A 20911-nucleotide genomic window follows, 5' to 3' on the forward strand; every position below is an offset into this window, starting at 1 on the left:
AGTGAAACGATGCATCGCCGATGGTAGTGTGGGGTTTCCCCATGTGAGAGTAGGTCATCGTCAAGATTAAATTCCAGAACCCCATTTGCGAAAGCAGGTGGGGTTTTGTTTTTTGCGCGCGGAAAAGCTGTTAACAACTCCCCACATTAAAACCCACACATCCGCAATGTTTGACTTCGGCTTGTGCCCTGCACGGTACGCTTGCGTAGGTCGGCTAGATGGCTATCATGCGCGTCTTACTACCAGGCGCTGAAACCCATGCATACGTTGCTAAAGCTACTTGGAGATGGGGCGTTTCACTCCGGCGAGGATCTGGGGCTCGCGCTGGGCGTCAGCCGAAGTGCTGTCTGGAAGAAGCTGCAGCAGGTCCAGGCTGAGCTGGGCATCGAAATTTACAAGGTGCGCGGCCGAGGTTACCGTTTGGCTTCCCCGCTTTCGTTGTTGGACAGTGAGGTGCTGATCGATGAGCACGAAAGATTGGGTTGGACATGTCGCATTCACGAAACTATCGACTCCACGAATGCCGAAGCCATGAGAATGGCAAGTTCAGGCGCAGCCCTTCCGGCTTTGGTTCTTGCAGAGCAGCAGACAGCAGGCCGCGGCAGGCGTGGGCGTCAATGGGTAAGTCCTTTTGCTGAAAACCTCTATTACAGCCTTGCTTTGCGTATGGATGGCGGTACCCGTCGGCTCGACGGTCTTAGCCTTGTCGTAGGGCTTGCAGTTGTAGATACGCTGCGAGAACTCGGTATCCATAGAGCGGGCCTAAAATGGCCTAACGACATTCTGGTTGGCCGCAAAAAACTCGCTGGAGTGCTGCTCGAGGTAACTGGCGATCTCGCTAATGTTTGCCATGTAGTTATCGGTATTGGGATCAATATCAATATGCGTGATTCCGTTGACGTCGATCAGGCTTGGACGTCGGTGGCCCTTGAGCTGGGAGATATTCAGGACAGAAACAAGGTCGCTTGCGCGCTAAGTCGAAATCTCAGTGGCTATCTTGCTGGCCATCAGGAAAGTGGATTTGCAGCGTATAGAAAAGCGTGGGAGGACAAGCATCTATGGCAAGGCCTCGTGGTCGCTCTCACCGCGGGTGCGAACACCACCCAGGGCGTTGTGAAGGGCATTGGTGACGATGGGGCGTTACGCCTGGAGGTAGATGGGCGTGAAGAGTATTTCAGCGGGGGGGAGGTGACTCTCAGGCTCCAGGGTAGTTAGGGTAGAAATCAGAGTTAGTAAGATCGGCCTGCATTCAGGTGCGTATCGTTAATGAGGTGGGTATGCCATGGACGTTTTTGTTGTTACTCATGTTGAACGGTCTGTATTTCTTCTGGCATCAGCAGGATGCGCCGCTGCGTCCTAAAGAGGTCGAGCCGCTGCTGACTCATCGAGCGTATGGACAAAATATTCGTTTGCTGGGCGAGTCGGGAGTCGGTGGTGGTACTGCGCGTACCTCTACAGGGCAAGAGAACTGCCTCTACCTGGGCGGAACTGCCAAGCAGGCTGAAGCCGCACTTCTCGAGCAGCGTCTTGTTGCCTTAGATATCGATACTCACCTTGGAAAGCGCCTGGATCAGGAAGGCGGCGTGTACTGGCTGAAAATTGCGCCTGCTAGCCGGCGCTTGGTCAGCGAGGCTTTGATTGCCGAGCTCCGCAGGGATTTTCCCATGCTAAAAAATGAAATAATGTCATGTGAAGGCATTGCAACCGCAGATTAGTTTGAATAGAATGGCGCCCGCTTCGCAGTGCAGATCAATTGATAGGTGCTGATGTAGCAATGGTCAATGCTTGTAACCTCAAGTTTTTATTGAGAAAAAGATTGACAGAAGGGTAGCATGATATAGAATGCTGCCTCGCTTAGGAGGGGTTCCCGAGCGGCCAAAGGGATCAGACTGTAAATCTGACGTCTACGACTTCGAAGGTTCGAATCCTTCCCCCTCCACCATATTTTGAGCGTAAGCAGCAAAGCTCAGCGGGTATAGTTTAGTGGTAGAACCTCAGCCTTCCAAGCTGATGATGCGGGTTCGATTCCCGCTACCCGCTCCAAGTTTTCTGGTTGTGCAATGTGTTTTGCTCTTGTAGCTCAGTTGGTAGAGCACACCCTTGGTAAGGGTGAGGTCAGCGGTTCAAATCCGCTCAAGAGCTCCATTACTAAGGCAGATATGTGAGTATCTGCCTTTGTTTTAGGCGCTACGAATACCAAGGTTTTCAAGGTCTTGGTGAGATGGCGCCGCAGTGAGTCGACCTGCACAATCGCAGTTGTCGAGTTGCTGTTGAAATCTTCCTGTCAGGTCCGCATAATGTTCGGCCTGATTTTGCTTTTAGGTCAGTAGCTCAATTGGCAGAGCGACGGTCTCCAAAACCGTAGGTTGGGGGTTCGATTCCCTCCTGACCTGCCAGATTCTCCAAAGTATCTGGCTTTCTTTTCACAGGATTTTAGTAGATGAATCCAAAGGCTGAAGCCCAAGACTCCCGTTTTGATCTCGTGAAGTGGCTTGTAGTAGTGCTTCTGGTAGTCGTGGGTGTCGTTGGAAATCAATACTACTCCGCGCAGCCAATCCTGTATCGCGTTCTTGCCCTGCTTGTGATCGCCGCCGTGGCAGCCTATGTGGCTCTGCAGACGGGGAAGGGTAAGGCTTTCTTTGTTTTGGCCAAAGAAGCTCGCGCTGAGATTCGTAAAGTCGTGTGGCCTACGCGTCAAGAGACTACCCAGACCACTTTGATCGTGGTTGCAGTGGTTCTCGTCATGGCGCTGCTGTTGTGGGGTTTAGATTCCCTGCTCGGCTGGCTTGTTTCCTTGATTGTCGGCTAAGGGTGTCCCGTGGCTAAGCGTTGGTACGTAGTGCATGCCTACTCGGGTTACGAGAAGCATGTCATGCGCTCACTGGTTGAGCGTGTAAAGCTTGCAGGCATGGAAGATGGCTTCGGCGAGATTCTGGTCCCTACTGAAGAAGTAGTGGAAATGCGTAACGGCCAGAAACGCAAAAGTGAACGCAAATTCTTCCCTGGCTATGTGCTTGTCCAGATGGACATGAACGAGGGCACTTGGCACTTGGTCAAGGATACTCCTCGTGTCATGGGTTTCATCGGTGGCACGGCAGACAAGCCGGCCCCTATTACCGATAAAGAAGCTGAGGCAATTCTGCGTCGCGTTGCTGATGGCAGCGACAAGCCGAAGCCAAAAACTCTCTTCGAGCCGGGCGAAGTCGTCCGTGTTACAGATGGTCCGTTTGCTGATTTCAACGGTACTGTAGAAGAAGTCAACTACGAAAAGAGCCGAATCCAAGTGGCGGTGCTCATTTTCGGACGCTCCACTCCGGTGGAGCTGGAGTTCAGTCAGGTCGAAAAGGCGTAACTGAACTCAGAATCCCATACCCCGCAGCCCTGGGCTGTGGGGTTTTTTCGTCACCGGGATAAACGCGCAAGTAACCGGGGAGCCTTTCGAGGCGCTAGAACCCGTAATTGGAGTGCCTCATGGCCAAGAAGATTACCGCTTACATCAAGCTTCAAGTGAAAGCCGCTCAGGCTAACCCGAGCCCGCCTGTTGGTCCTGCACTGGGTCAGCACGGCGTGAACATCATGGAGTTCTGCAAAGCGTTCAACGCCCGTACTCAGGGTATTGAGCCAGGTTTGCCGACCCCTGTGATCATCACTGTTTACAGTGACCGCAGCTTCACCTTTGAAACCAAAAGCACCCCGGCTTCGGTACTGCTGAAAAAAGCAGCTGGCTTGACCAGCGGCTCGGCTCGTCCGAACACCGTAAAAGTTGGCACAGTAACCCGTGCTCAGCTGGAAGAAATCGCCAAGGCAAAAAATGCCGACTTGACCGCTGCTGATATGGACGCCGCCGTGCGCACCATCGCCGGTTCTGCTCGTAGCATGGGCCTTAACGTGGAGGGTGTGTAATGGCTAAGCTGACTAAGCGCCAAAAAGCTATCGCTTCCAAAGTCGAAGCTGGCAAATCTTATAACTTCAACGAAGCCGCTGCTCTGCTGGCTGAGTTGTCGACAGTGAAGTTCAGCGAGTCTGTAGATGTCGCTGTGAACCTCGGTGTTGATCCTCGTAAATCCGATCAGGTCGTACGTAGCGCCACCGTGCTGCCTCACGGCACTGGCAAGACCGTTCGTGTCGCAGTATTTACTCAGGGTCCAGCTGCTGAGGCTGCTTTGGCTGCCGGCGCTGATCGTGTTGGTATGGACGATCTGGCTGCTGAAATGAAAGGCGGCGACCTGAACTATGACGTCGTGATTGCTTCCCCGGACGCAATGCGTGTTGTTGGTCAGCTGGGTCAGATCCTCGGCCCGCGCGGCCTGATGCCTAACCCTAAAGTCGGTACCGTTACTCCAGACGTAGCCACTGCCGTGAAAAACGCCAAGGCTGGTCAGGTTCGTTATCGCACCGACAAAAACGGCATTATCCATACCTCCGTTGGCAAGGTCGGCTTTGATGCAGACAAGCTGCGTGAGAACGTTGAAGCTCTGATCGCTGATCTGAAGCGTATCAAGCCAGCTTCCTCGAAAGGTATCTACGTTAAGCGCGTAACACTGAGCACCACTATGGGCCCAGGCTTGGTCATCGACCAAGGTTCGTTGGACGCGTAAGACTGGCATGACGCGGGTAACCGCGTCATTGCGAAAATTGGGGTCCCTGCCTGGCGGGGGCTATCCAAGACCGTAGGCGGCGAAAGCCTTAAACCACAAGCCTACGCAGATGGTGCTCCCGGTTCCTTACCGAATCAGACACCAAAACGACATCCGGCTCAGGTCAGATGAAACGGTAACAAGCAGGAGTTAAACCCGTGGCAATTAAACTCGAAGACAAGAAGGCCATCGTCGCTGAAGTCAACGAGGCTGCCAAAGTCGCTCTGTCTGCTGTTGTGGCTGATGCCCGCGGTGTGACGGTAGGCGCGATGACCGGACTCCGTAAAGAGGCTCGTGAAGCTGGCGTTTACGTACGTGTCGTACGTAACACCCTGCTCAAGCGCGCCGTTGCTGATACTGAATACAGTGTCCTCAACGATGTGTTCACCGGCCCGACCTTGATCGCCTTCTCCAACGAACATCCAGGTGCTGCTGCCCGTTTGTTCAAAGAGTTCGCTAAAGGTCAGGATAAGTTCGAGATCAAGGCAGCTGCGTTTGAGGGCAAGTACCTCGCAGCTAATCAGATCGACGTACTGGCAACACTGCCGACCCGCAACGAAGCGATTTCGCAGCTGATGAGCGTGATTCAAGGCGCTACCAGCAAGCTCGCTCGTACTCTGGCGGCTATTCGCGAACAGAAAGAAGCCGCTGCAGCCTAAGGGCCGGCACTTCTTCTCGCGTATTTTTGTTTATTTCGATGGTCGCGTAGGCCGTCCCCCAATTCAGGAATTAGAGTCATGTCTATCTCTCAAGACGATATCCTCAACGCCGTAGCTGAAATGTCCGTTCTGCAGGTTGTAGAGCTGATCAAAGCATTCGAAGAAAAATTCGGTGTTAGCGCTGCTGCTGCTTCCGCTGGCCCAGCTGCTGCTGCCGCCGTTGTTGAAGAGCAAACTGAATTCAACGTCATGCTGCTGGAAGCTGGCGAGAAGAAAGTTAACGTTATTAAGGCAGTTCGTGAACTGACCGGTCTGGGCCTGAAAGAAGCCAAGGCAGTCGTTGACGGCGCTCCAGCAATGGTTCTGGAAGCAGTAGCTAAAGACGCTGCTGACAAAGCCAAGGCTACTCTGGAAGAAGCAGGCGCTAAAGTCGAGCTGAAGTAAGCATCGACTTTGTGTTTCCAGCCCAAGCGTTAAGCGAAAGGCTGATGGCTGGTGGCTTCTGCCACCGGCCTTTTTCCGTTGTTGGCAGCTGATTCGGTTAGCGCTGATTACGTGATCTACCCACCTCGAACGGTGGCGCGAACCATGGGGTTCGCAAGATTTTTCTGGCTGCTCCCGTCGGGAGGAGCCAAACAAGCAGGTGACCAAGCTGGGGAACGCTGATGGCTTACTCATATACTGAGAAAAAACGTATCCGCAAGGACTTTAGCAAGTTGCCGGACGTCATGGATGTGCCTTACCTCCTGGCCATCCAGCTGGATTCGTATCGTGAATTCTTGCAAGCGGGAGCGACTAAAGATCAGTTCCGCGACGTGGGCCTGCATGCGGCCTTCAAATCTGTTTTCCCGATCATCAGCTACTCCGGCAATGCTGCTCTGGAGTATGTGGGTTATCGTCTGGGCGAACCGGCTTTTGATGTCAAGGAATGCGTGCTCCGCGGTGTGACATACGCCGTACCTTTGCGGGTAAAAGTACGTCTGATCATTTTCGACAAAGAATCGTCGAACAAAGCGATCAAGGACATCAAAGAGCAAGAAGTCTATATGGGTGAAATCCCCCTGATGACTGAAAACGGTACCTTCGTTATCAACGGTACCGAGCGTGTGATCGTTTCCCAGCTGCACCGTTCCCCGGGCGTGTTCTTTGACCATGACCGCGGCAAGACGCACAGTTCGGGCAAGCTGTTGTATTCGGCTCGCATCATTCCTTACCGTGGTTCGTGGCTGGACTTCGAATTCGATCCGAAAGACTGTGTCTTCGTTCGTATCGACCGTCGCCGCAAACTCCCTGCATCGGTTCTGCTCCGTGCATTGGGTTACACCACTGAAGAAGTGTTGGATGCTTTCTACACCACCAACGTATTCCACGTTCAGGGCGAGAACCTGAATCTGGAGTTGGTGCCTCAGCGCCTGCGTGGCGAAATTGCCGTTCTGGATATTCTGGACGACAAGGGCAAGGTGATTGTTGAGCAAGGCCGTCGTATTACGGCCCGTCACATCAACCAGCTCGAAAAAGCGAACATCAAGACCCTTGAGGTTCCGCTCGACTACGTTATTGGCCGCACCAGCGCCAAGGCGATCGTGCACCCAGCGACGGGTGAGATCATTGCCGAGTGCAATACCGAGCTGAATACCGAGATCCTGGCAAAAATTGCCAAGGCTCAGGTTGTTCGCATCGAGACGCTGTATACGAACGACATCGACTGCGGTCCTTTCATCTCCGACACCCTGAAGATCGACTCGACCGGCAACCAGCTTGAAGCCCTGGTCGAAATCTATCGGATGATGCGTCCTGGCGAGCCACCTACCAAGGATGCCGCCGAGACCTTGTTCAACAACCTGTTCTTCAGCCCAGAGCGCTACGATCTGTCGGCTGTAGGTCGGATGAAGTTCAACCGTCGTATCGGTCGTACCGAGATCGAAGGTTCGGGCGTCCTGCACAAAGACGACATCGTTGCAGTGCTGAAGACCCTGGTCGACATCCGTAACGGTAAAGGCATCGTCGATGACATCGACCACCTTGGTAACCGTCGCGTTCGTTGCGTAGGCGAGATGGCCGAGAACCAGTTCCGTGTAGGTCTGGTGCGTGTTGAGCGTGCGGTTAAAGAGCGTCTGTCGATGGCAGAAAGCGAAGGGCTGATGCCTCAGGACCTGATCAACGCCAAGCCTGTTGCGGCGGCGGTGAAAGAGTTCTTCGGTTCCAGCCAGCTTTCCCAGTTCATGGACCAGAACAACCCGCTGTCCGAGATCACTCACAAGCGTCGTGTCTCTGCACTCGGCCCTGGTGGTCTGACGCGTGAGCGTGCCGGCTTTGAAGTTCGTGACGTACACCCGACTCACTACGGTCGTGTCTGCCCGATTGAAACGCCGGAAGGTCCGAACATTGGTCTGATCAACTCCTTGGCGGCATACGCGCGCACCAACCAGTACGGCTTCCTCGAGAGCCCGTACCGTGTGGTTAAGGACGCTCTGGTAACTGACGAAATCGTTTTCCTCTCAGCTATTGAGGAAGCGGATCACGTCATTGCCCAGGCATCTGCGGCAATGAACGACAAGAAGATCCTGATCGACGAGCTGGTTGCTGTTCGTCACCTGAACGAGTTCACCGTCAAGGCGCCGGAAGACGTCACCCTGATGGATGTTTCGCCGAAGCAGGTTGTTTCCGTTGCAGCATCGCTGATCCCGTTCCTTGAGCACGACGATGCCAACCGTGCGTTGATGGGTTCGAACATGCAGCGTCAGGCTGTTCCAACACTGCGCGCTGACAAGCCGCTGGTTGGTACTGGCATGGAGCGTAACGTTGCGCGTGACTCCGGCGTTTGCGTCGTGGCCCGTCGTGGCGGCGTGATTGACTCGGTTGACGCTAGCCGTATCGTGGTTCGTGTTGCAGATGACGAAGTTGAGACAGGCGAAGCCGGTGTCGACATCTACAACCTGACCAAATACACACGTTCGAACCAAAACACCTGCATCAACCAGCGCCCGCTGGTGAGCAAGGGTGATCGCGTTCAGCGTAGCGACATCATGGCTGACGGCCCGTCCACCGATATGGGTGAGCTGGCACTGGGTCAGAACATGCGCATCGCGTTCATGGCGTGGAACGGCTTCAACTTCGAAGACTCCATTTGCCTGTCCGAGCGTGTTGTCCAGGAAGACCGCTTCACCACGATCCACATTCAGGAACTGACCTGTGTGGCGCGTGATACCAAGCTTGGGCCTGAAGAGATCACTGCTGACATCCCTAACGTGGGTGAAGCAGCACTTAACAAGCTGGACGAAGCCGGTATCGTTTATGTGGGTGCGGAAGTCGGCGCTGGTGACATTCTGGTAGGTAAGGTCACTCCGAAAGGCGAGACCCAGCTGACGCCGGAAGAGAAGCTGCTGCGCGCAATCTTCGGTGAAAAAGCCAGCGACGTTAAAGACACCTCCCTGCGTGTACCTACCGGTACCAAAGGCACCGTCATTGATGTCCAGGTCTTCACGCGTGATGGCGTTGAGCGTGATGCTCGTGCGCTGTCCATCGAGAAGAGCCAGCTTGACGAGATCCGCAAGGACTTGAACGAAGAGTTCCGCATCGTTGAAGGCGCAACTTTCGAGCGTCTGCGTTCCGCGCTGGTCGGTCGTGTCGCTGAAGGTGGTGCCGGCCTGAAGAAAGGGCAGGAAATCACCAACGAAGTTCTGGACGGTCTGGAGCACGGTCAGTGGTTCAAGCTGCGCATGGTCGAAGATGCGCTAAACGAGCAGCTCGAGAAGGCCCAGGCGTACATCGTTGACCGTCGCCGTCTGCTTGACGACAAGTTCGAAGACAAGAAGCGCAAGCTGCAGCAGGGCGATGACCTTGCTCCAGGCGTGCTGAAGATCGTCAAGGTCTACCTTGCCATTCGCCGTCGCATCCAGCCGGGCGACAAGATGGCCGGTCGTCACGGTAACAAAGGTGTGGTCTCCGTGATCATGCCGGTTGAAGACATGCCGCACGATGCCAATGGCACGCCGGTGGATATCGTCCTCAACCCGTTGGGTGTACCTTCGCGTATGAACGTCGGTCAGATCCTCGAAACTCACTTGGGCCTCGCGGCTAAAGGATTGGGCGAGAAGATCAACCGCATGCTCGAAGAGCAGCGTAAAGTCGTTGAACTGCGCAAGTTCCTGAACGAGATCTACAACGAGATTGGCGGCCGTCAGGAAAGTCTTGATGACCTGTCTGATCAGGAAATTCTGGATCTGGCGAAGAACCTGCGTGGCGGCGTTCCTATGGCTACCCCGGTATTCGACGGCGCCAAGGAATCCGAAATCAAGGCAATGCTCCGCCTGGCGGACATGCCGGACAGTGGCCAGATGCAGCTGTTCGACGGCCGTACCGGTAACAAGTTTGAGCGTCCGGTCACCGTTGGCTACATGTACATGCTGAAGCTGAACCACTTGGTGGACGACAAGATGCACGCGCGTTCCACTGGTTCGTACAGCCTGGTCACCCAGCAGCCGCTGGGTGGTAAGGCTCAGTTCGGTGGTCAGCGTTTCGGGGAGATGGAAGTCTGGGCGCTGGAAGCATATGGCGCGGCGTACACTCTGCAAGAAATGCTCACAGTGAAGTCGGACGACGTGAACGGCCGTACCAAGATGTACAAGAACATCGTGGACGGCGATCACCGTATGGAGCCGGGCATGCCCGAGTCCTTCAACGTGTTGATCAAAGAAATCCGTTCGCTCGGTATCGATATCGATCTGGAAACCGAATAACACGTGACGCGAATCGAGGGCGGGTCGGTATGACTGCCCTCTGCTCCGCCAGGAGGAAAGGCCTTGAAAGACCTACTGAATTTGCTGAAAAACCAGGGTCAAGTCGAAGAGTTCGACGCCATCCGTATCGGATTGGCATCGCCTGAGATGATCCGTTCGTGGTCGTTCGGTGAAGTTAAAAAGCCGGAAACCATAAACTACCGTACGTTCAAACCTGAGCGTGACGGCCTTTTCTGCGCCAAGATCTTTGGCCCGGTCAAGGATTACGAGTGCCTGTGCGGTAAGTACAAGCGCTTGAAGCATCGTGGCGTTATCTGCGAAAAATGCGGCGTTGAAGTCGCACTGGCCAAAGTCCGTCGTGAGCGCATGGCTCACATCGAACTGGCATCGCCGGTTGCTCACATCTGGTTCCTGAAATCACTGCCGTCCCGTATCGGCTTGCTGATGGACATGACCCTGCGTGACATCGAACGCGTTCTCTACTTCGAGAGCTATGTCGTTATCGATCCGGGCATGACTACCCTCGAAAAAGGGCAGCTGCTTAACGACGAGCAATACTTCGAAGCTCTTGAAGAGTTCGGTGATGACTTCGACGCCCGTATGGGTGCCGAAGCTGTCCGTGAGCTGCTGCACGCTATTGATCTGGAACACGAGATTGGCCGTCTGCGCGAAGAGATTCCGCAAACCAACTCCGAAACCAAAATCAAGAAGCTGTCCAAACGTCTGAAGTTGATGGAAGCCTTCCAGGGTTCCGGCAACCTTCCAGAGTGGATGGTGTTGACCGTTCTGCCGGTTCTTCCGCCAGACCTGCGTCCACTGGTTCCACTGGATGGTGGTCGCTTCGCGACTTCTGACCTCAACGATCTGTATCGTCGGGTGATCAACCGTAACAACCGTTTGAAGCGTCTGCTGGATCTGTCTGCTCCTGACATCATCGTGCGCAACGAAAAGCGCATGCTGCAGGAAGCTGTGGATGCGCTGCTTGATAACGGTCGTCGCGGTCGCGCCATCACTGGTTCGAACAAGCGTCCTCTGAAATCCCTGGCTGACATGATCAAGGGTAAGCAGGGTCGTTTCCGTCAGAACTTGCTTGGTAAGCGTGTTGACTACTCTGGCCGTTCGGTAATTACAGTAGGTCCGACCCTGCGTCTGCACCAGTGCGGTCTGCCGAAGAAGATGGCACTTGAGCTGTTCAAGCCATTCATTTTCGGCAAGCTCGAAATGCGTGGTCTCGCGACCACCATCAAAGCTGCCAAGAAGATGGTTGAGCGCGAGCTGCCAGAAGTCTGGGACGTTCTCGCCGAAGTCATTCGCGAACACCCAGTGCTTCTGAACCGGGCGCCGACGCTTCACCGTCTGGGCATCCAGGCGTTTGAGCCGGTCCTCATCGAAGGTAAGGCAATCCAGCTGCACCCGCTGGTCTGTGCGGCATACAACGCCGACTTCGACGGTGACCAGATGGCCGTTCACGTGCCGCTGACGCTGGAAGCCCAGCTCGAAGCCCGTGCGCTGATGATGTCGACCAACAACATTCTGTCGCCTGCTAACGGTGAGCCAATCATCGTTCCTTCGCAGGACGTTGTATTGGGTCTGTACTACATGACTCGTGAAGCGATCAACGCCAAAGGCGAAGGTCGTGTATTCGCGGATCTGCAGGAAGTTGACCGTGTGTTCCGTGCCGGCGAAGCCGCACTGCATGCGAAAGTAAAAGTGCGCATCAACGAAACGGTCAATGATCGTGACGGTGGCAGCGTCAAGAACACCCGTATCGTCGACACAACCGTCGGCCGTGCGCTGCTGTTCCAGGTGGTCCCGGCCGGCCTGTCATACGACGTCGTCAACCAGCCGATGAAGAAGAAGGCAATCTCCAAGCTGATCAACCAGTGCTATCGCGTGGTTGGCCTGAAAGAGACCGTTATCTTCGCTGACCAGTTGATGTACACCGGTTTTGCCTATTCGACGATCTCGGGTGTTTCCATCGGCGTTAACGACTTCGTTATCCCTGATGAAAAAGCTCGCATCATCGACGCCGCAACCGATGAAGTGAAAGAGATCGAAAGTCAGTACGCCTCAGGCCTGGTTACTCAGGGCGAGAAGTACAACAAGGTGATCGACCTCTGGTCCAAGGCCAACGATGAAGTCTCGAAGGCGATGATGTCCAACCTCTCGAAAGAGAAGGTTGTCGACCGTCACGGTGAGACTGTTGACCAGGAATCCTTCAACTCGATGTATATGATGGCCGACTCGGGTGCGCGGGGTTCCGCAGCACAGATTCGTCAGCTGGCAGGTATGCGTGGTCTGATGGCCAAGCCGGATGGCTCGATCATCGAGACGCCGATCACTGCGAACTTCCGCGAAGGTTTGAGCGTTCTTCAGTACTTCATCTCGACTCACGGTGCTCGTAAGGGTCTTGCGGATACTGCGTTGAAAACCGCGAACTCCGGTTACCTGACTCGTCGTCTGGTAGACGTGGCACAAGATCTGGTTGTTACCGAGGTTGATTGCGGTACTGAACACGGTCTGGTAATGACGCCGCACATCGAAGGCGGTGATGTCGTAGAGCCGTTGGGCGAACGCGTATTGGGTCGAGTGATCGCCCGTGACGTATTCAAGCCTGGTACTGAAGATGTCATCGTTCCAGGCGGCACGCTGGTTGACGAGAAGTGGGTTGAATTCATCGAGCTGAATAGCATCGACGAAGTCATCGTGCGTTCCCCAATCAGCTGCGAAACCCGTTTCGGTATTTGCGCCAAATGCTACGGCCGAGATCTGGCACGTGGTCACCAGGTGAACATCGGTGAAGCTGTCGGCGTTATCGCCGCGCAGTCGATCGGTGAGCCGGGTACCCAGCTGACCATGCGTACATTCCACATCGGTGGTGCGGCAAGCCGTACTTCTGCTGCGGACAGTGTCCAGGTCAAGAACGGCGGTATCGTTCGTCTGCACAACTTGAAGCACGTTGAGCGTCTTGATGGCCACTTGGTCGCGGTTTCGCGTTCTGGTGAGCTGGCAATTGCCGACGAATTCGGGCGTGAGCGCGAGCGTTACAAACTGCCGTATGGCGCTGTGATTCTGGTGAAGGAAGGTGACAAGGTCGACGCAGGGTCCATCGTGGCCAAGTGGGATCCGCACACTCACCCAATCGTCACCGAGATGAAAGGCACCGTGACCTACGTGGGCATGGAAGAAGGTATTACGATCAAGCGCCAGACCGACGAATTGACCGGTTTGACCAACATCGAAGTACTGGATGCCAAAGACCGTCCTGCAGCAGGTAAAGACATTCGTCCTGCGGTCAAGATGGTTGGTGTTGATGGCAAGGATCTGTTGTTGCCGGGTACCGACGTACCCGCTCAGTACTTCCTGCCGGCAAACGCCCTCGTCGGTGTTGCGGATGGTGTGCAAGTGGGTGTGGGTGACGTTATCGCCCGTATTCCGCAAGAGACCTCCAAGACTCGCGACATCACCGGTGGTCTGCCGCGCGTTGCCGACTTGTTCGAAGCGCGTCGTCCGAAAGAAGCATCGATCCTGGCTGAAGTCAGCGGTACGATCGCGTTCGGTAAAGAGACCAAGGGCAAGCGCCGTCTGGTTATCACGCCAAACGATGGTACCGATCCGTACGAGGAGCTGATTCCAAAGTGGCGTCACCTCAACGTCTTTGAAGGTGAGCAGGTCAGCCGTGGTGAGGTTATCTCCGACGGTCCTAGCGATCCGCACGATATCCTGCGTCTGCTGGGTGTCAGCGCTCTGGCGAAATACATCGTCAACGAGATTCAGGACGTTTACCGCCTGCAAGGCGTGAAGATCAACGACAAGCATATCGAGACGATCCTGCGTCAGATGCTGCGTAAAGTCGAGATCGCTGAGTCGGGCGACTCCAGCTTCATCAAGGGCGACCAGATGGAGTTGACGCACGTACTGGTTGAAAACGAGCGCCTCGCGGCTGACGAGAAATTTGTTTCCAAATTTACTCGGGTGTTGCTCGGTATCACCAAGGCCTCGCTGTCCACCGAATCGTTCATCTCGGCGGCCTCCTTCCAGGAGACCACTCGCGTGTTGACCGAAGCGGCAGTGACCGGCAAGCGTGATTATCTGCGCGGCCTGAAAGAAAACGTGGTTGTGGGTCGTTTGATCCCTGCAGGTACCGGTCTGGCATATCACAGCGAGCGCAAGCGTCGTCGTGAAGCCGACAAGCCGATGCGTGTAAGTGCGAGCGAAGTTGAAGCCGCGCTGACCGAAGCGTTGAACTCAAGCAGTAATTGAGAGTAGGGCCCCGATTTTCATGGTCATTGGCATTACCCGGTTTCTATGGGTTGCCAGTGGCTGTGGACATCGGGGCTTTGCCTTGACTGGGGGCAGGATCCTCTTTAGACTCTTGTACCCCTAAATCTGGCGGGACGTATGTCCTGCCATTTTGCTTTTCTTGTAAGACAATAGCGTCGCAAGACAACAGTGGAGCTAGTAGATGGCAACTATCAACCAGCTGGTACGTCAGCCGCGTAAGCGTATCGTCGAGAAATCCGACGTGCCTGCGCTGCAGAACTGCCCGCAGCGTCGTGGTGTGTGCACTCGCGTGTATACAACTACGCCGAAAAAACCTAACTCGGCATTGCGTAAAGTCTGCCGTGTGCGTCTGACCAACGGTTTCGAGGTTTCCTCGTACATCGGTGGTGAAGGCCACAACCTGCAAGAGCACAGCGTCGTACTGATTCGCGGCGGCCGTGTAAAAGACTTGCCAGGTGTTCGTTACCACACCGTTCGCGGTTCGTTGGATACCTCCGGTGTCAAAGGTCGTAACCAGGGTCGTTCGAAGTACGGTACCAAGAAGCCTAAGTAGTAGCGGCTTTTTGTAAAAATTGAATCATCTTATTTTCTGAGTCGATAAGAGTAAGGTCGGAGGCGCCAGTAGGTGCTGATTCCGAGCGAACCTGAAGACCGTTTGAGGGCTTATCCATGCCAAGAAGACGCGTAGCAGCCAAGCGCGAAGTGCTTGACGATCCAAAATACGGCAGCCAGATCCTGGCCAAGTTCATGAACCACGTTATGGAAAGCGGCAAGAAAGCCGTTGCCGAGCGTATCGTTTATGGCGCGCTGGAAAAGGTTAAAGAACGCAAGAACTCCGATCCCCTGGAAATCTTCGAGAAAGCTCTCGACGCCATCGCTCCGCTGGTCGAAGTGAAGTCGCGCCGTGTAGGCGGTGCTACTTACCAGGTTCCGGTCGAAGTTCGTCCGTCCCGTCGTAATGCTCTGGCAATGCGTTGGCTGGTAGACTTCGCGCGCAAGCGCGGTGAGAAGTCTATGGCTCTGCGTTTGGCTGGCGAACTGTTGGACGCCGCCGAAGGTAAAGGTGCTGCGGTCAAGAAGCGTGAAGACGTGCACCGTATGGCTGAAGCCAACAAAGCTTTCTCGCACTACCGCTTCTAATTTCAGCGTCACTAATTTTGCGAGGGCTTTATGGCTCGTACTACACCGATCAACCGTTACCGTAACATTGGTATCGTTGCTCACGTGGATGCTGGTAAAACCACCACCACCGAGCGCGTCCTTTTTTACACCGGTAAAAGCCACAAGATGGGCGAGGTGCATGACGGCGCCGCGACCACCGACTGGATGGTTCAGGAGCAGGAGCGTGGTATTACCATTACTTCTGCTGCTATTACTGCCTTTTGGCAGGGTTCCGAGAAGCAACACAAAGACCAATACCGCTTCAACGTCATTGACACCCCGGGCCACGTAGACTTCACCATTGAAGTTGAGCGTTCCCTGCGTGTACTCGACGGCGCGGTCGTTGTGTTCTGTGGTACTTCTGGCGTTGAGCCTCAGTCCGAAACTGTATGGCGTCAAGCCAACAAGTACGGTGTTCCACGTATCGTTTACGTGAACAAAATGGACCGTGCTGGCGCAAACTTCCTGCGCGTAATTGCTCAGATCAAGCAGCGTCTGGGTCACACTCCGGTGCCGATCCAGCTGGCAATTGGTGCTGAAGACAACTTCCAGGGTCAGATCGATCTGATGTCCATGGAAGCGGTCTACTGGAACGATGCCGATAAGGGTATGGTCCCGGTTCGCAAGCCTATCCCTGCTGAATTGCAGGAACTGGCTAACGAATGGCGCAGCAACATGGTAGAGGCTGCGGCCGAAGCCAATGAAGAGCTGATGAACAAGTACCTTGAGGGTGAAGAACTCACCAACGAGGAAATCAAGGCTGCTCTGCGTCAGCGTACTATCGCTGGTGAGATCGTTCTTGCTGTTTGCGGTTCTTCCTTCAAGAACAAGGGTGTCCCCCTGGTTCTCGACGCCGTTATCGACTACCTGCCAGCTCCAGTCGACATTCCTGCTATCAAGGGCACCAACCCTGATAACGAAGAAGAAGAGATGGAGCGTCACGCAGACGACAACGAGCCGTTCTCGGCTCTGGCGTTCAAGATCGCTACCGACCCATTCGTGGGTACCTTGACGTTCGTCCGTGTTTACTCGGGCGTGTTGGCATCCGGCGACGGCGTGATCAACTCGGTCAAGGGCAAAAAAGAGCGCGTGGGTCGTATGGTGCAAATGCACGCAAACGCTCGCGAAGAGATCAAGGAAGTACGCGCTGGTGACATCGCGGCCTTGATCGGCATGAAGGACGTCACCACTGGTGAAACGTTGTGCAACGCTGACAAGCCAATCATCCTGGTTCGGATGGACTTCCCGGAGCCGGTTATTTCGGTTGCCGTAGAGCCTAAAACCAAGGATGACCAGGAAAAAATGGGTATCGCACTGGGCAAACTTGCTCAGGAAGACCCGTCTTTCCGCGTCAAAACTGATGAAGAGACTGGTCAGACGATCATCTCTGGCATGGGCGAGCTGCACCTGGACATCCTGGTTGACCGGATGCGCCGTGAGTTTAACGTCGAAGCCAACATCGGTAAGCCTCAGGTTTCGTATCGTGAGCGCATCACGAAGAACTGTGAAATCGAAGGCAAGTTCGTTCGCCAGTCCGGCGGTCGTGGTCAGTTCGGCCACTGCTGGATCCGTTTTGCACCTGCTGACGAAGGTCAGGAAGGTCTGCAATTCGTGAACGAAGTAGTGGGTGGTGTGGTTCCTAAGGAATACATCCCGGCTATCCAGAAGGGCATCGAAGAGCAGATGAAGAACGGCGTTGTTGCCGGCTATCCGCTGATCGGCCTGAAGGCTACCGTGTTTGATGGTTCTTACCACGACGTCGACTCGAACGAGATGGCGTTTAAGGTGGCTGCTTCCATGGCGACCAAGCAACTGGCCCAGAAGGGCGGTGGTGAGTTGCTTGAGCCGATCATGGCTGTAGAGGTTGTTACGCCTGAAGACTATATGGGTGACGTGATGGGCGACCTTAATCGTCGTCGCGGCATGATCCTGGGTATGGAAGATACGGTCTCCGGCAAAGTAATTCGTGCCGAGGTTCCGTTGGGTGAGATGTTCGGTTATGCGACCGACGTTCGCTCCATGTCCCAAGGTCGCGCAAGCTACTCTATGGAATTCAAAAAATACAATACAGCTCCGTCGCACATCGTCGAAACTGTAACCAAAAAACAAGGCTGATTCAGCGCCTTTAGGCTAGGAGTTATTTGTCGTGGCTAAAGAAAAATTTGATCGTTCCCTTCCGCACGTCAACGTTGGCACTATCGGTCACGTTGACCATGGTAAAACCACGCTGACCGCTGCTCTGACTCGCGTCTGCTCCGAAGTTTTCGGTTCGGCTCGTGTTGACTTCGACAAGATCGACAGCGCACCAGAAGAGAAGGCTCGCGGTATCACCATCAACACTGCTCACGTTGAGTACAACTCGTCCGTGCGTCACTACGCACACGTTGACTGCCCAGGTCACGCCGACTACGTGAAGAACATGATCACTGGTGCTGCCCAAATGGACGGCGCTATCCTGGTTTGTTCGGCTGCTGATGGTCCGATGCCACAAACTCGTGAGCACATCCTGCTGTCCCGTCAGGTAGGCGTTCCGTACATCGTGGTCTTCCTGAACAAGGCTGACCTGGTAGACGACGCTGAGCTGCTGGAACTGGTTGAGATGGAAGTGCGCGATCTGCTGAGCACTTACGACTTCCCGGGCGACGACACTCCAATCATCATCGGCTCTGCCCGCATGGCGTTGGAAGGCAAAGACGACAACGAGATGGGCACCACTGCCGTCAAGAAGTTGGTTGAAACTCTGGACAGCTACATTCCTCAGCCAGAGCGTGCTGTCGACAAGCCGTTCCTGATGCCAATCGAAGACGTATTCTCGATCTCCGGTCGCGGTACTGTTGTGACTGGTCGTGTTGAGCGCGGTATCGTCAAGGTTCAAGATCCACTGGAAATCGTTGGTCTGCGTGACACTACTGTCACCACCTGCACCGGTGTTGAAATGTTCCGTAAGCTGCTCGACGAAGGTCGTGCTGGCGAGAACTGCGGCGTTCTGTTGCGCGGCACCAAGCGTGACGACGTTGAGCGTGGCCAGGTTCTGGTCAAGCCAGGCACCGTCAAGCCGCACACTCAGTTCGAAGCTGAAATTTACGTGCTGAGCAAAGAAGAAGGCGGCCGTCACACTCCGTTCTTCAAAGGCTACCGTCCACAGTTCTACTTCCGTACTACCGACGTAACTGGTAGCTGCGAACTGCCGGAAGGCGTTGAGATGGTTATGCCAGGCGATAACGTGAAAGTTTCCGTTACCCTGATCAAGCCAATCGCAATGGAAGACGGTCTGCGTTTCGCTATTCGTGAAGGCGGTCGTACCGTCGGCGCTGGCGTCGTGGCCAAAATCATCGCATAAGCGATGATCTTCAAAAAGAGCCCCCGCTTGCGGGGGCTTTTTTATTGGGTTGACACCCCGTTAGCTCGTCTATAGAATTGCGCCTCCTTTAAACGGGCGTATTGCGCTCGGTGGGAAGTAGCCTGGAGTCTGAAATCCAATGCAAAATCAGCAAATCCGTATCAGGTTGAAGGCTTTTGACCATCGCCTGATCGACCAATCCACCCAGGAAATCGTGGAAACCGCGAAACGTACTGGTGCTCAAGTGCGTGGTCCGATTCCACTCCCTACCCGTAAAGAGCGGTTCACCGTTCTGGTTTCTCCGCACGTCAACAAAGACGCGCGCGACCAGTACGAGATCCGCACTCATAAGCGTGTTCTGGACATCGTCCAGCCAACGGATAAAACCGTTGATGCGCTGATGAAGCTTGATCTTGCGGCAGGTGTGGAAGTACAGATCAGCCTCGGCTAAGACTCGGGTCTTAGTCGTGTAACGCTCTGAAATGGGCGGCCATAGCGGGTGAAAGCCCCGTACACTCATGAGGTTTACAACATGACTATTGGTGTAGTCGGTCGTAAATGCGGTATGACCCGTATTTTCACCGAAGAAGGTGTCTCCATTCCGGTTACGGTCATTGAGATCGAGCCGAATCGCGTCACCCAGTTCAAAACCGAAGAAGTCGATGGCTATCGTGCAGTGCAAGTCACTGTCGGCGTTCGTCGTGCTTCCCGTGTGACTGCTGCTCAAGCAGGTCACTTCGCTAAAGCGAACGTTGCTGCAGGTCGTACTGTCCTGGAATTCCGTCTTGAAGAAGGCGAATACAAGGCTGGCGATCTGATCAATGCAGAAATCTTTGCTGCTGGCCAGATGGTAGATGTTACCGGTCAGTCCAAGGGTAAAGGCTTCCAAGGTACTATCAAGCGCCACAATTTCCGTGGTCAAGATAATACTCACGGTAACTCCGTGTCCCACCGCGTCCCGGGCTCTATCGGCCAGTGCCAGACTCCTGGTCGTGTATTCAAGGGCAAAAAAATGTCCGGTCATATGGGCGCTGAGCGCGTGACCGTGCAGTCCCTGGAAGTAGTGCGCGTGGACGCTGAACGCAATCTATTGTTGGTCAAGGGTGCTGTTCCTGGCGCTACTGGCGGCAATGTGGTTGTACGTCCAGCAGCCAAGGCTCGCGGTTAAGGGGAAGCTGACATGCAATTAAATGTAAATGACGCTCAAGCGATCGAAGTTTCCGAACTGACATTTGGCGGCGAATTCAACGAGACGCTGGTTCACCAGGCAGTCGTGGCCTACATGGCTGGCGGTCGTCAGGGTAGCAAGCAGCAAAAGACCCGTTCTGACGTATCCGGTGGCGGTAAGCGCCCTTGGCGTCAAAAGGGAACTGGCCGTGCTCGTGCCGGTACTATCCGTAGCCCGATCTGGCGCGGCGGCGGTACCACTTTCGCAGCACGTCCTCAGGATCACTCTCAGAAGCTCAACAAGAAGATGTATCGCGCTGCACTGCGCTCCATCCTTGCTGAACTGGTCCGTACTGATCGTCTGGTCGTGGTTCAGGATTTCGCTGTTGAATCGCCGAAAACCAAAGATCTGCTGGGCAAACTGAATGACATGAGCCTGACCGACGTTTTGATCGTGTCGGACGCTGTTGATCAGAACCTTTACCTGGCTGCTCGTAACCTGCCGCACGTTGATGTACGTGATGTTCAAGGTTCCGATCCAGTTAGTCTGATCGCATACGACAAAGTGTTGATCACTGTGTCGGCCGTGAAGAAATTCGAGGAGCTGCTGGGATGAACCAGGAACGCGTATTTAAAGTTCTGCTTGGCCCGCACGTTTCCGAGAAGGCTACGGTTCTGGCAGACAAAAAAGGTCAGTTCGTTTTCAAGGTTGCTACTGATGCAACCAAGCTGGAAATCAAGAAGGCCGTCGAAAGCCTGTTCAGCGTGAAAGTAGAGCGTGTCACTACCCTGAATGTTATGGGTAAGACCAAGCGCACTGCTCGCGGTCTGGGCAAGCGCAATGACTGGAAGAAGGCGGTTATCTCCCTTCAGCCAGGCCAAGATCTCGATTTCAGCAGCAGTGCTGAGTAAGGAAGGGGTGCA

The 20911-nt window shown here is 54.6% G+C and carries 18 protein-coding genes and 4 tRNA genes; all 22 read left to right on the plus strand.

Annotated elements, in window-relative coordinates:
- The first annotated feature begins 258 nt into the window (after positions 1 to 258).
- The 22 genes from birA to rplW all read left to right on the plus strand — a co-directional run bounded on the left by birA (position 259) and on the right by rplW (position 20899).
- The gene (gene birA / locus ABEH28_RS22905) at positions 259 to 1215 is read left to right on the plus strand and encodes a bifunctional biotin--[acetyl-CoA-carboxylase] ligase/biotin operon repressor BirA (RefSeq protein ID WP_346631159.1); all 957 of its coding nucleotides are present in this window, start codon (positions 259 to 261) and stop codon (positions 1213 to 1215) included.
- A gap of 62 nt (positions 1216 to 1277) precedes the next feature.
- The gene (locus ABEH28_RS22910) at positions 1278 to 1715 is read left to right on the plus strand and encodes a hypothetical protein (protein ID WP_346627607.1); all 438 of its coding nucleotides are present in this window, start codon (positions 1278 to 1280) and stop codon (positions 1713 to 1715) included.
- Between the two features lie 142 nt (positions 1716 to 1857).
- Positions 1858 to 1942: transfer RNA gene (locus ABEH28_RS22915), tRNA-Tyr, on the plus strand.
- A gap of 27 nt (positions 1943 to 1969) precedes the next feature.
- Positions 1970 to 2043, plus strand: a tRNA-Gly gene (locus ABEH28_RS22920).
- A 26-nt stretch (positions 2044 to 2069) separates the two neighbouring features.
- Positions 2070 to 2145 (plus strand) — tRNA-Thr (locus ABEH28_RS22925).
- 175 nt (positions 2146 to 2320) lie between these two features.
- Positions 2321 to 2396 (plus strand) — tRNA-Trp (locus tag ABEH28_RS22930).
- Positions 2397 to 2440: 44 nt separating this feature from the next.
- Positions 2441 to 2809, plus strand: a complete 369-nt coding sequence (gene secE / locus ABEH28_RS22935) for a preprotein translocase subunit SecE (RefSeq protein WP_037017694.1) — start codon at positions 2441 to 2443, stop codon at positions 2807 to 2809.
- Between the two features lie 9 nt (positions 2810 to 2818).
- On the plus strand, positions 2819 to 3352 hold the full coding sequence (gene nusG / locus ABEH28_RS22940) for a transcription termination/antitermination protein NusG (RefSeq protein ID WP_003317113.1): 534 nt from the start codon (positions 2819 to 2821) through the stop codon (positions 3350 to 3352).
- Positions 3353 to 3471: 119 nt separating this feature from the next.
- Complete coding sequence (gene rplK, locus ABEH28_RS22945) at positions 3472 to 3903, plus strand: 50S ribosomal protein L11 (RefSeq protein ID WP_037017696.1); 432 nt, start codon at positions 3472 to 3474, stop codon at positions 3901 to 3903.
- Complete coding sequence (gene rplA, locus ABEH28_RS22950) at positions 3903 to 4598, plus strand: 50S ribosomal protein L1 (protein WP_122536823.1); 696 nt, start codon at positions 3903 to 3905, stop codon at positions 4596 to 4598. The genes rplK and rplA overlap by 1 nt, the downstream gene beginning before the upstream one ends.
- A 197-nt stretch (positions 4599 to 4795) precedes the next feature.
- Entirely contained in the window at positions 4796 to 5296 is a 501-nt protein-coding gene (rplJ, locus tag ABEH28_RS22955) for a 50S ribosomal protein L10 (protein ID WP_192174974.1), read from the plus strand.
- 78 nt (positions 5297 to 5374) lie between these two features.
- On the plus strand, positions 5375 to 5740 hold the full coding sequence (gene rplL, locus ABEH28_RS22960) for a 50S ribosomal protein L7/L12 (protein WP_019409897.1): 366 nt from the start codon (positions 5375 to 5377) through the stop codon (positions 5738 to 5740).
- A 221-nt stretch (positions 5741 to 5961) separates the two neighbouring features.
- Positions 5962 to 10035 (plus strand): DNA-directed RNA polymerase subunit beta, encoded by a 4074-nt coding sequence (gene rpoB / locus ABEH28_RS22965; RefSeq protein ID WP_192174975.1) that lies wholly within the window; start codon positions 5962 to 5964, stop codon positions 10033 to 10035.
- 63 nt (positions 10036 to 10098) lie between these two features.
- The gene (gene rpoC, locus ABEH28_RS22970; protein WP_108121483.1) at positions 10099 to 14298 is read left to right on the plus strand and encodes a DNA-directed RNA polymerase subunit beta'; all 4200 of its coding nucleotides are present in this window, start codon (positions 10099 to 10101) and stop codon (positions 14296 to 14298) included.
- Between the two features lie 202 nt (positions 14299 to 14500).
- On the plus strand, positions 14501 to 14872 hold the full coding sequence (gene rpsL / locus ABEH28_RS22975; protein WP_002555494.1) for a 30S ribosomal protein S12: 372 nt from the start codon (positions 14501 to 14503) through the stop codon (positions 14870 to 14872).
- A gap of 116 nt (positions 14873 to 14988) precedes the next feature.
- Positions 14989 to 15459 (plus strand): 30S ribosomal protein S7, encoded by a 471-nt coding sequence (rpsG, locus tag ABEH28_RS22980; RefSeq protein WP_002555493.1) that lies wholly within the window; start codon positions 14989 to 14991, stop codon positions 15457 to 15459.
- A gap of 30 nt (positions 15460 to 15489) precedes the next feature.
- Complete coding sequence (gene fusA / locus ABEH28_RS22985) at positions 15490 to 17595, plus strand: elongation factor G (protein ID WP_192174976.1); 2106 nt, start codon at positions 15490 to 15492, stop codon at positions 17593 to 17595.
- A gap of 31 nt (positions 17596 to 17626) precedes the next feature.
- Positions 17627 to 18820 (plus strand): elongation factor Tu, encoded by a 1194-nt coding sequence (gene tuf, locus ABEH28_RS22990; RefSeq protein WP_024646116.1) that lies wholly within the window; start codon positions 17627 to 17629, stop codon positions 18818 to 18820.
- 139 nt (positions 18821 to 18959) lie between these two features.
- Positions 18960 to 19271, plus strand: a complete 312-nt coding sequence (rpsJ, locus tag ABEH28_RS22995; RefSeq protein ID WP_003186070.1) for a 30S ribosomal protein S10 — start codon at positions 18960 to 18962, stop codon at positions 19269 to 19271.
- 81 nt (positions 19272 to 19352) lie between these two features.
- Positions 19353 to 19988 (plus strand): 50S ribosomal protein L3, encoded by a 636-nt coding sequence (gene rplC / locus ABEH28_RS23000; RefSeq protein WP_065988459.1) that lies wholly within the window; start codon positions 19353 to 19355, stop codon positions 19986 to 19988.
- 12 nt (positions 19989 to 20000) lie between these two features.
- Positions 20001 to 20603: a 50S ribosomal protein L4 gene (gene rplD / locus ABEH28_RS23005; protein ID WP_037017717.1), complete on the plus strand. Its 603-nt coding sequence runs from the start codon at positions 20001 to 20003 to the stop codon at positions 20601 to 20603.
- Positions 20600 to 20899: a 50S ribosomal protein L23 gene (gene rplW / locus ABEH28_RS23010; protein ID WP_065988457.1), complete on the plus strand. Its 300-nt coding sequence runs from the start codon at positions 20600 to 20602 to the stop codon at positions 20897 to 20899. The genes rplD and rplW overlap by 4 nt, the downstream gene beginning before the upstream one ends.
- Positions 20900 to 20911 lie beyond the last annotated feature (12 nt).

Origin of the sequence: Pseudomonas sp. Ps21-P2 (genome assembly GCF_039672565.1) — a bacterium.
GTDB lineage: Bacteria > Pseudomonadota > Gammaproteobacteria > Pseudomonadales > Pseudomonadaceae > Aquipseudomonas.

Excerpts from the sequence above, each read along its gene's own strand:
- birA (WP_346631159.1), top strand. The coding sequence starts at position 259 with ATGCATACGTTGCTAAAGCTACTTGGAGATGGGGCGTTTCACTCCGGC.
- ABEH28_RS22910 (WP_346627607.1), top strand. The coding sequence starts at position 1,278 with ATGCCATGGACGTTTTTGTTGTTACTCATGTTGAACGGTCTGTATTTC.
- secE (WP_037017694.1), top strand. The coding sequence starts at position 2,441 with ATGAATCCAAAGGCTGAAGCCCAAGACTCCCGTTTTGATCTCGTGAAG.
- rplK (WP_037017696.1), top strand. The coding sequence starts at position 3,472 with ATGGCCAAGAAGATTACCGCTTACATCAAGCTTCAAGTGAAAGCCGCT.
- rplA (WP_122536823.1), top strand. The coding sequence starts at position 3,903 with ATGGCTAAGCTGACTAAGCGCCAAAAAGCTATCGCTTCCAAAGTCGAA.
- rplL (WP_019409897.1), top strand. The coding sequence starts at position 5,375 with ATGTCTATCTCTCAAGACGATATCCTCAACGCCGTAGCTGAAATGTCC.
- rpoB (WP_192174975.1), top strand. The coding sequence starts at position 5,962 with ATGGCTTACTCATATACTGAGAAAAAACGTATCCGCAAGGACTTTAGC.
- rpsL (WP_002555494.1), top strand. The coding sequence starts at position 14,501 with ATGGCAACTATCAACCAGCTGGTACGTCAGCCGCGTAAGCGTATCGTC.
- rpsG (WP_002555493.1), top strand. The coding sequence starts at position 14,989 with ATGCCAAGAAGACGCGTAGCAGCCAAGCGCGAAGTGCTTGACGATCCA.
- fusA (WP_192174976.1), top strand. The coding sequence starts at position 15,490 with ATGGCTCGTACTACACCGATCAACCGTTACCGTAACATTGGTATCGTT.
- rpsJ (WP_003186070.1), top strand. The coding sequence starts at position 18,960 with ATGCAAAATCAGCAAATCCGTATCAGGTTGAAGGCTTTTGACCATCGC.
- rplC (WP_065988459.1), top strand. The coding sequence starts at position 19,353 with ATGACTATTGGTGTAGTCGGTCGTAAATGCGGTATGACCCGTATTTTC.
- rplD (WP_037017717.1), top strand. The coding sequence starts at position 20,001 with ATGCAATTAAATGTAAATGACGCTCAAGCGATCGAAGTTTCCGAACTG.
- rplW (WP_065988457.1), top strand. The coding sequence starts at position 20,600 with ATGAACCAGGAACGCGTATTTAAAGTTCTGCTTGGCCCGCACGTTTCC.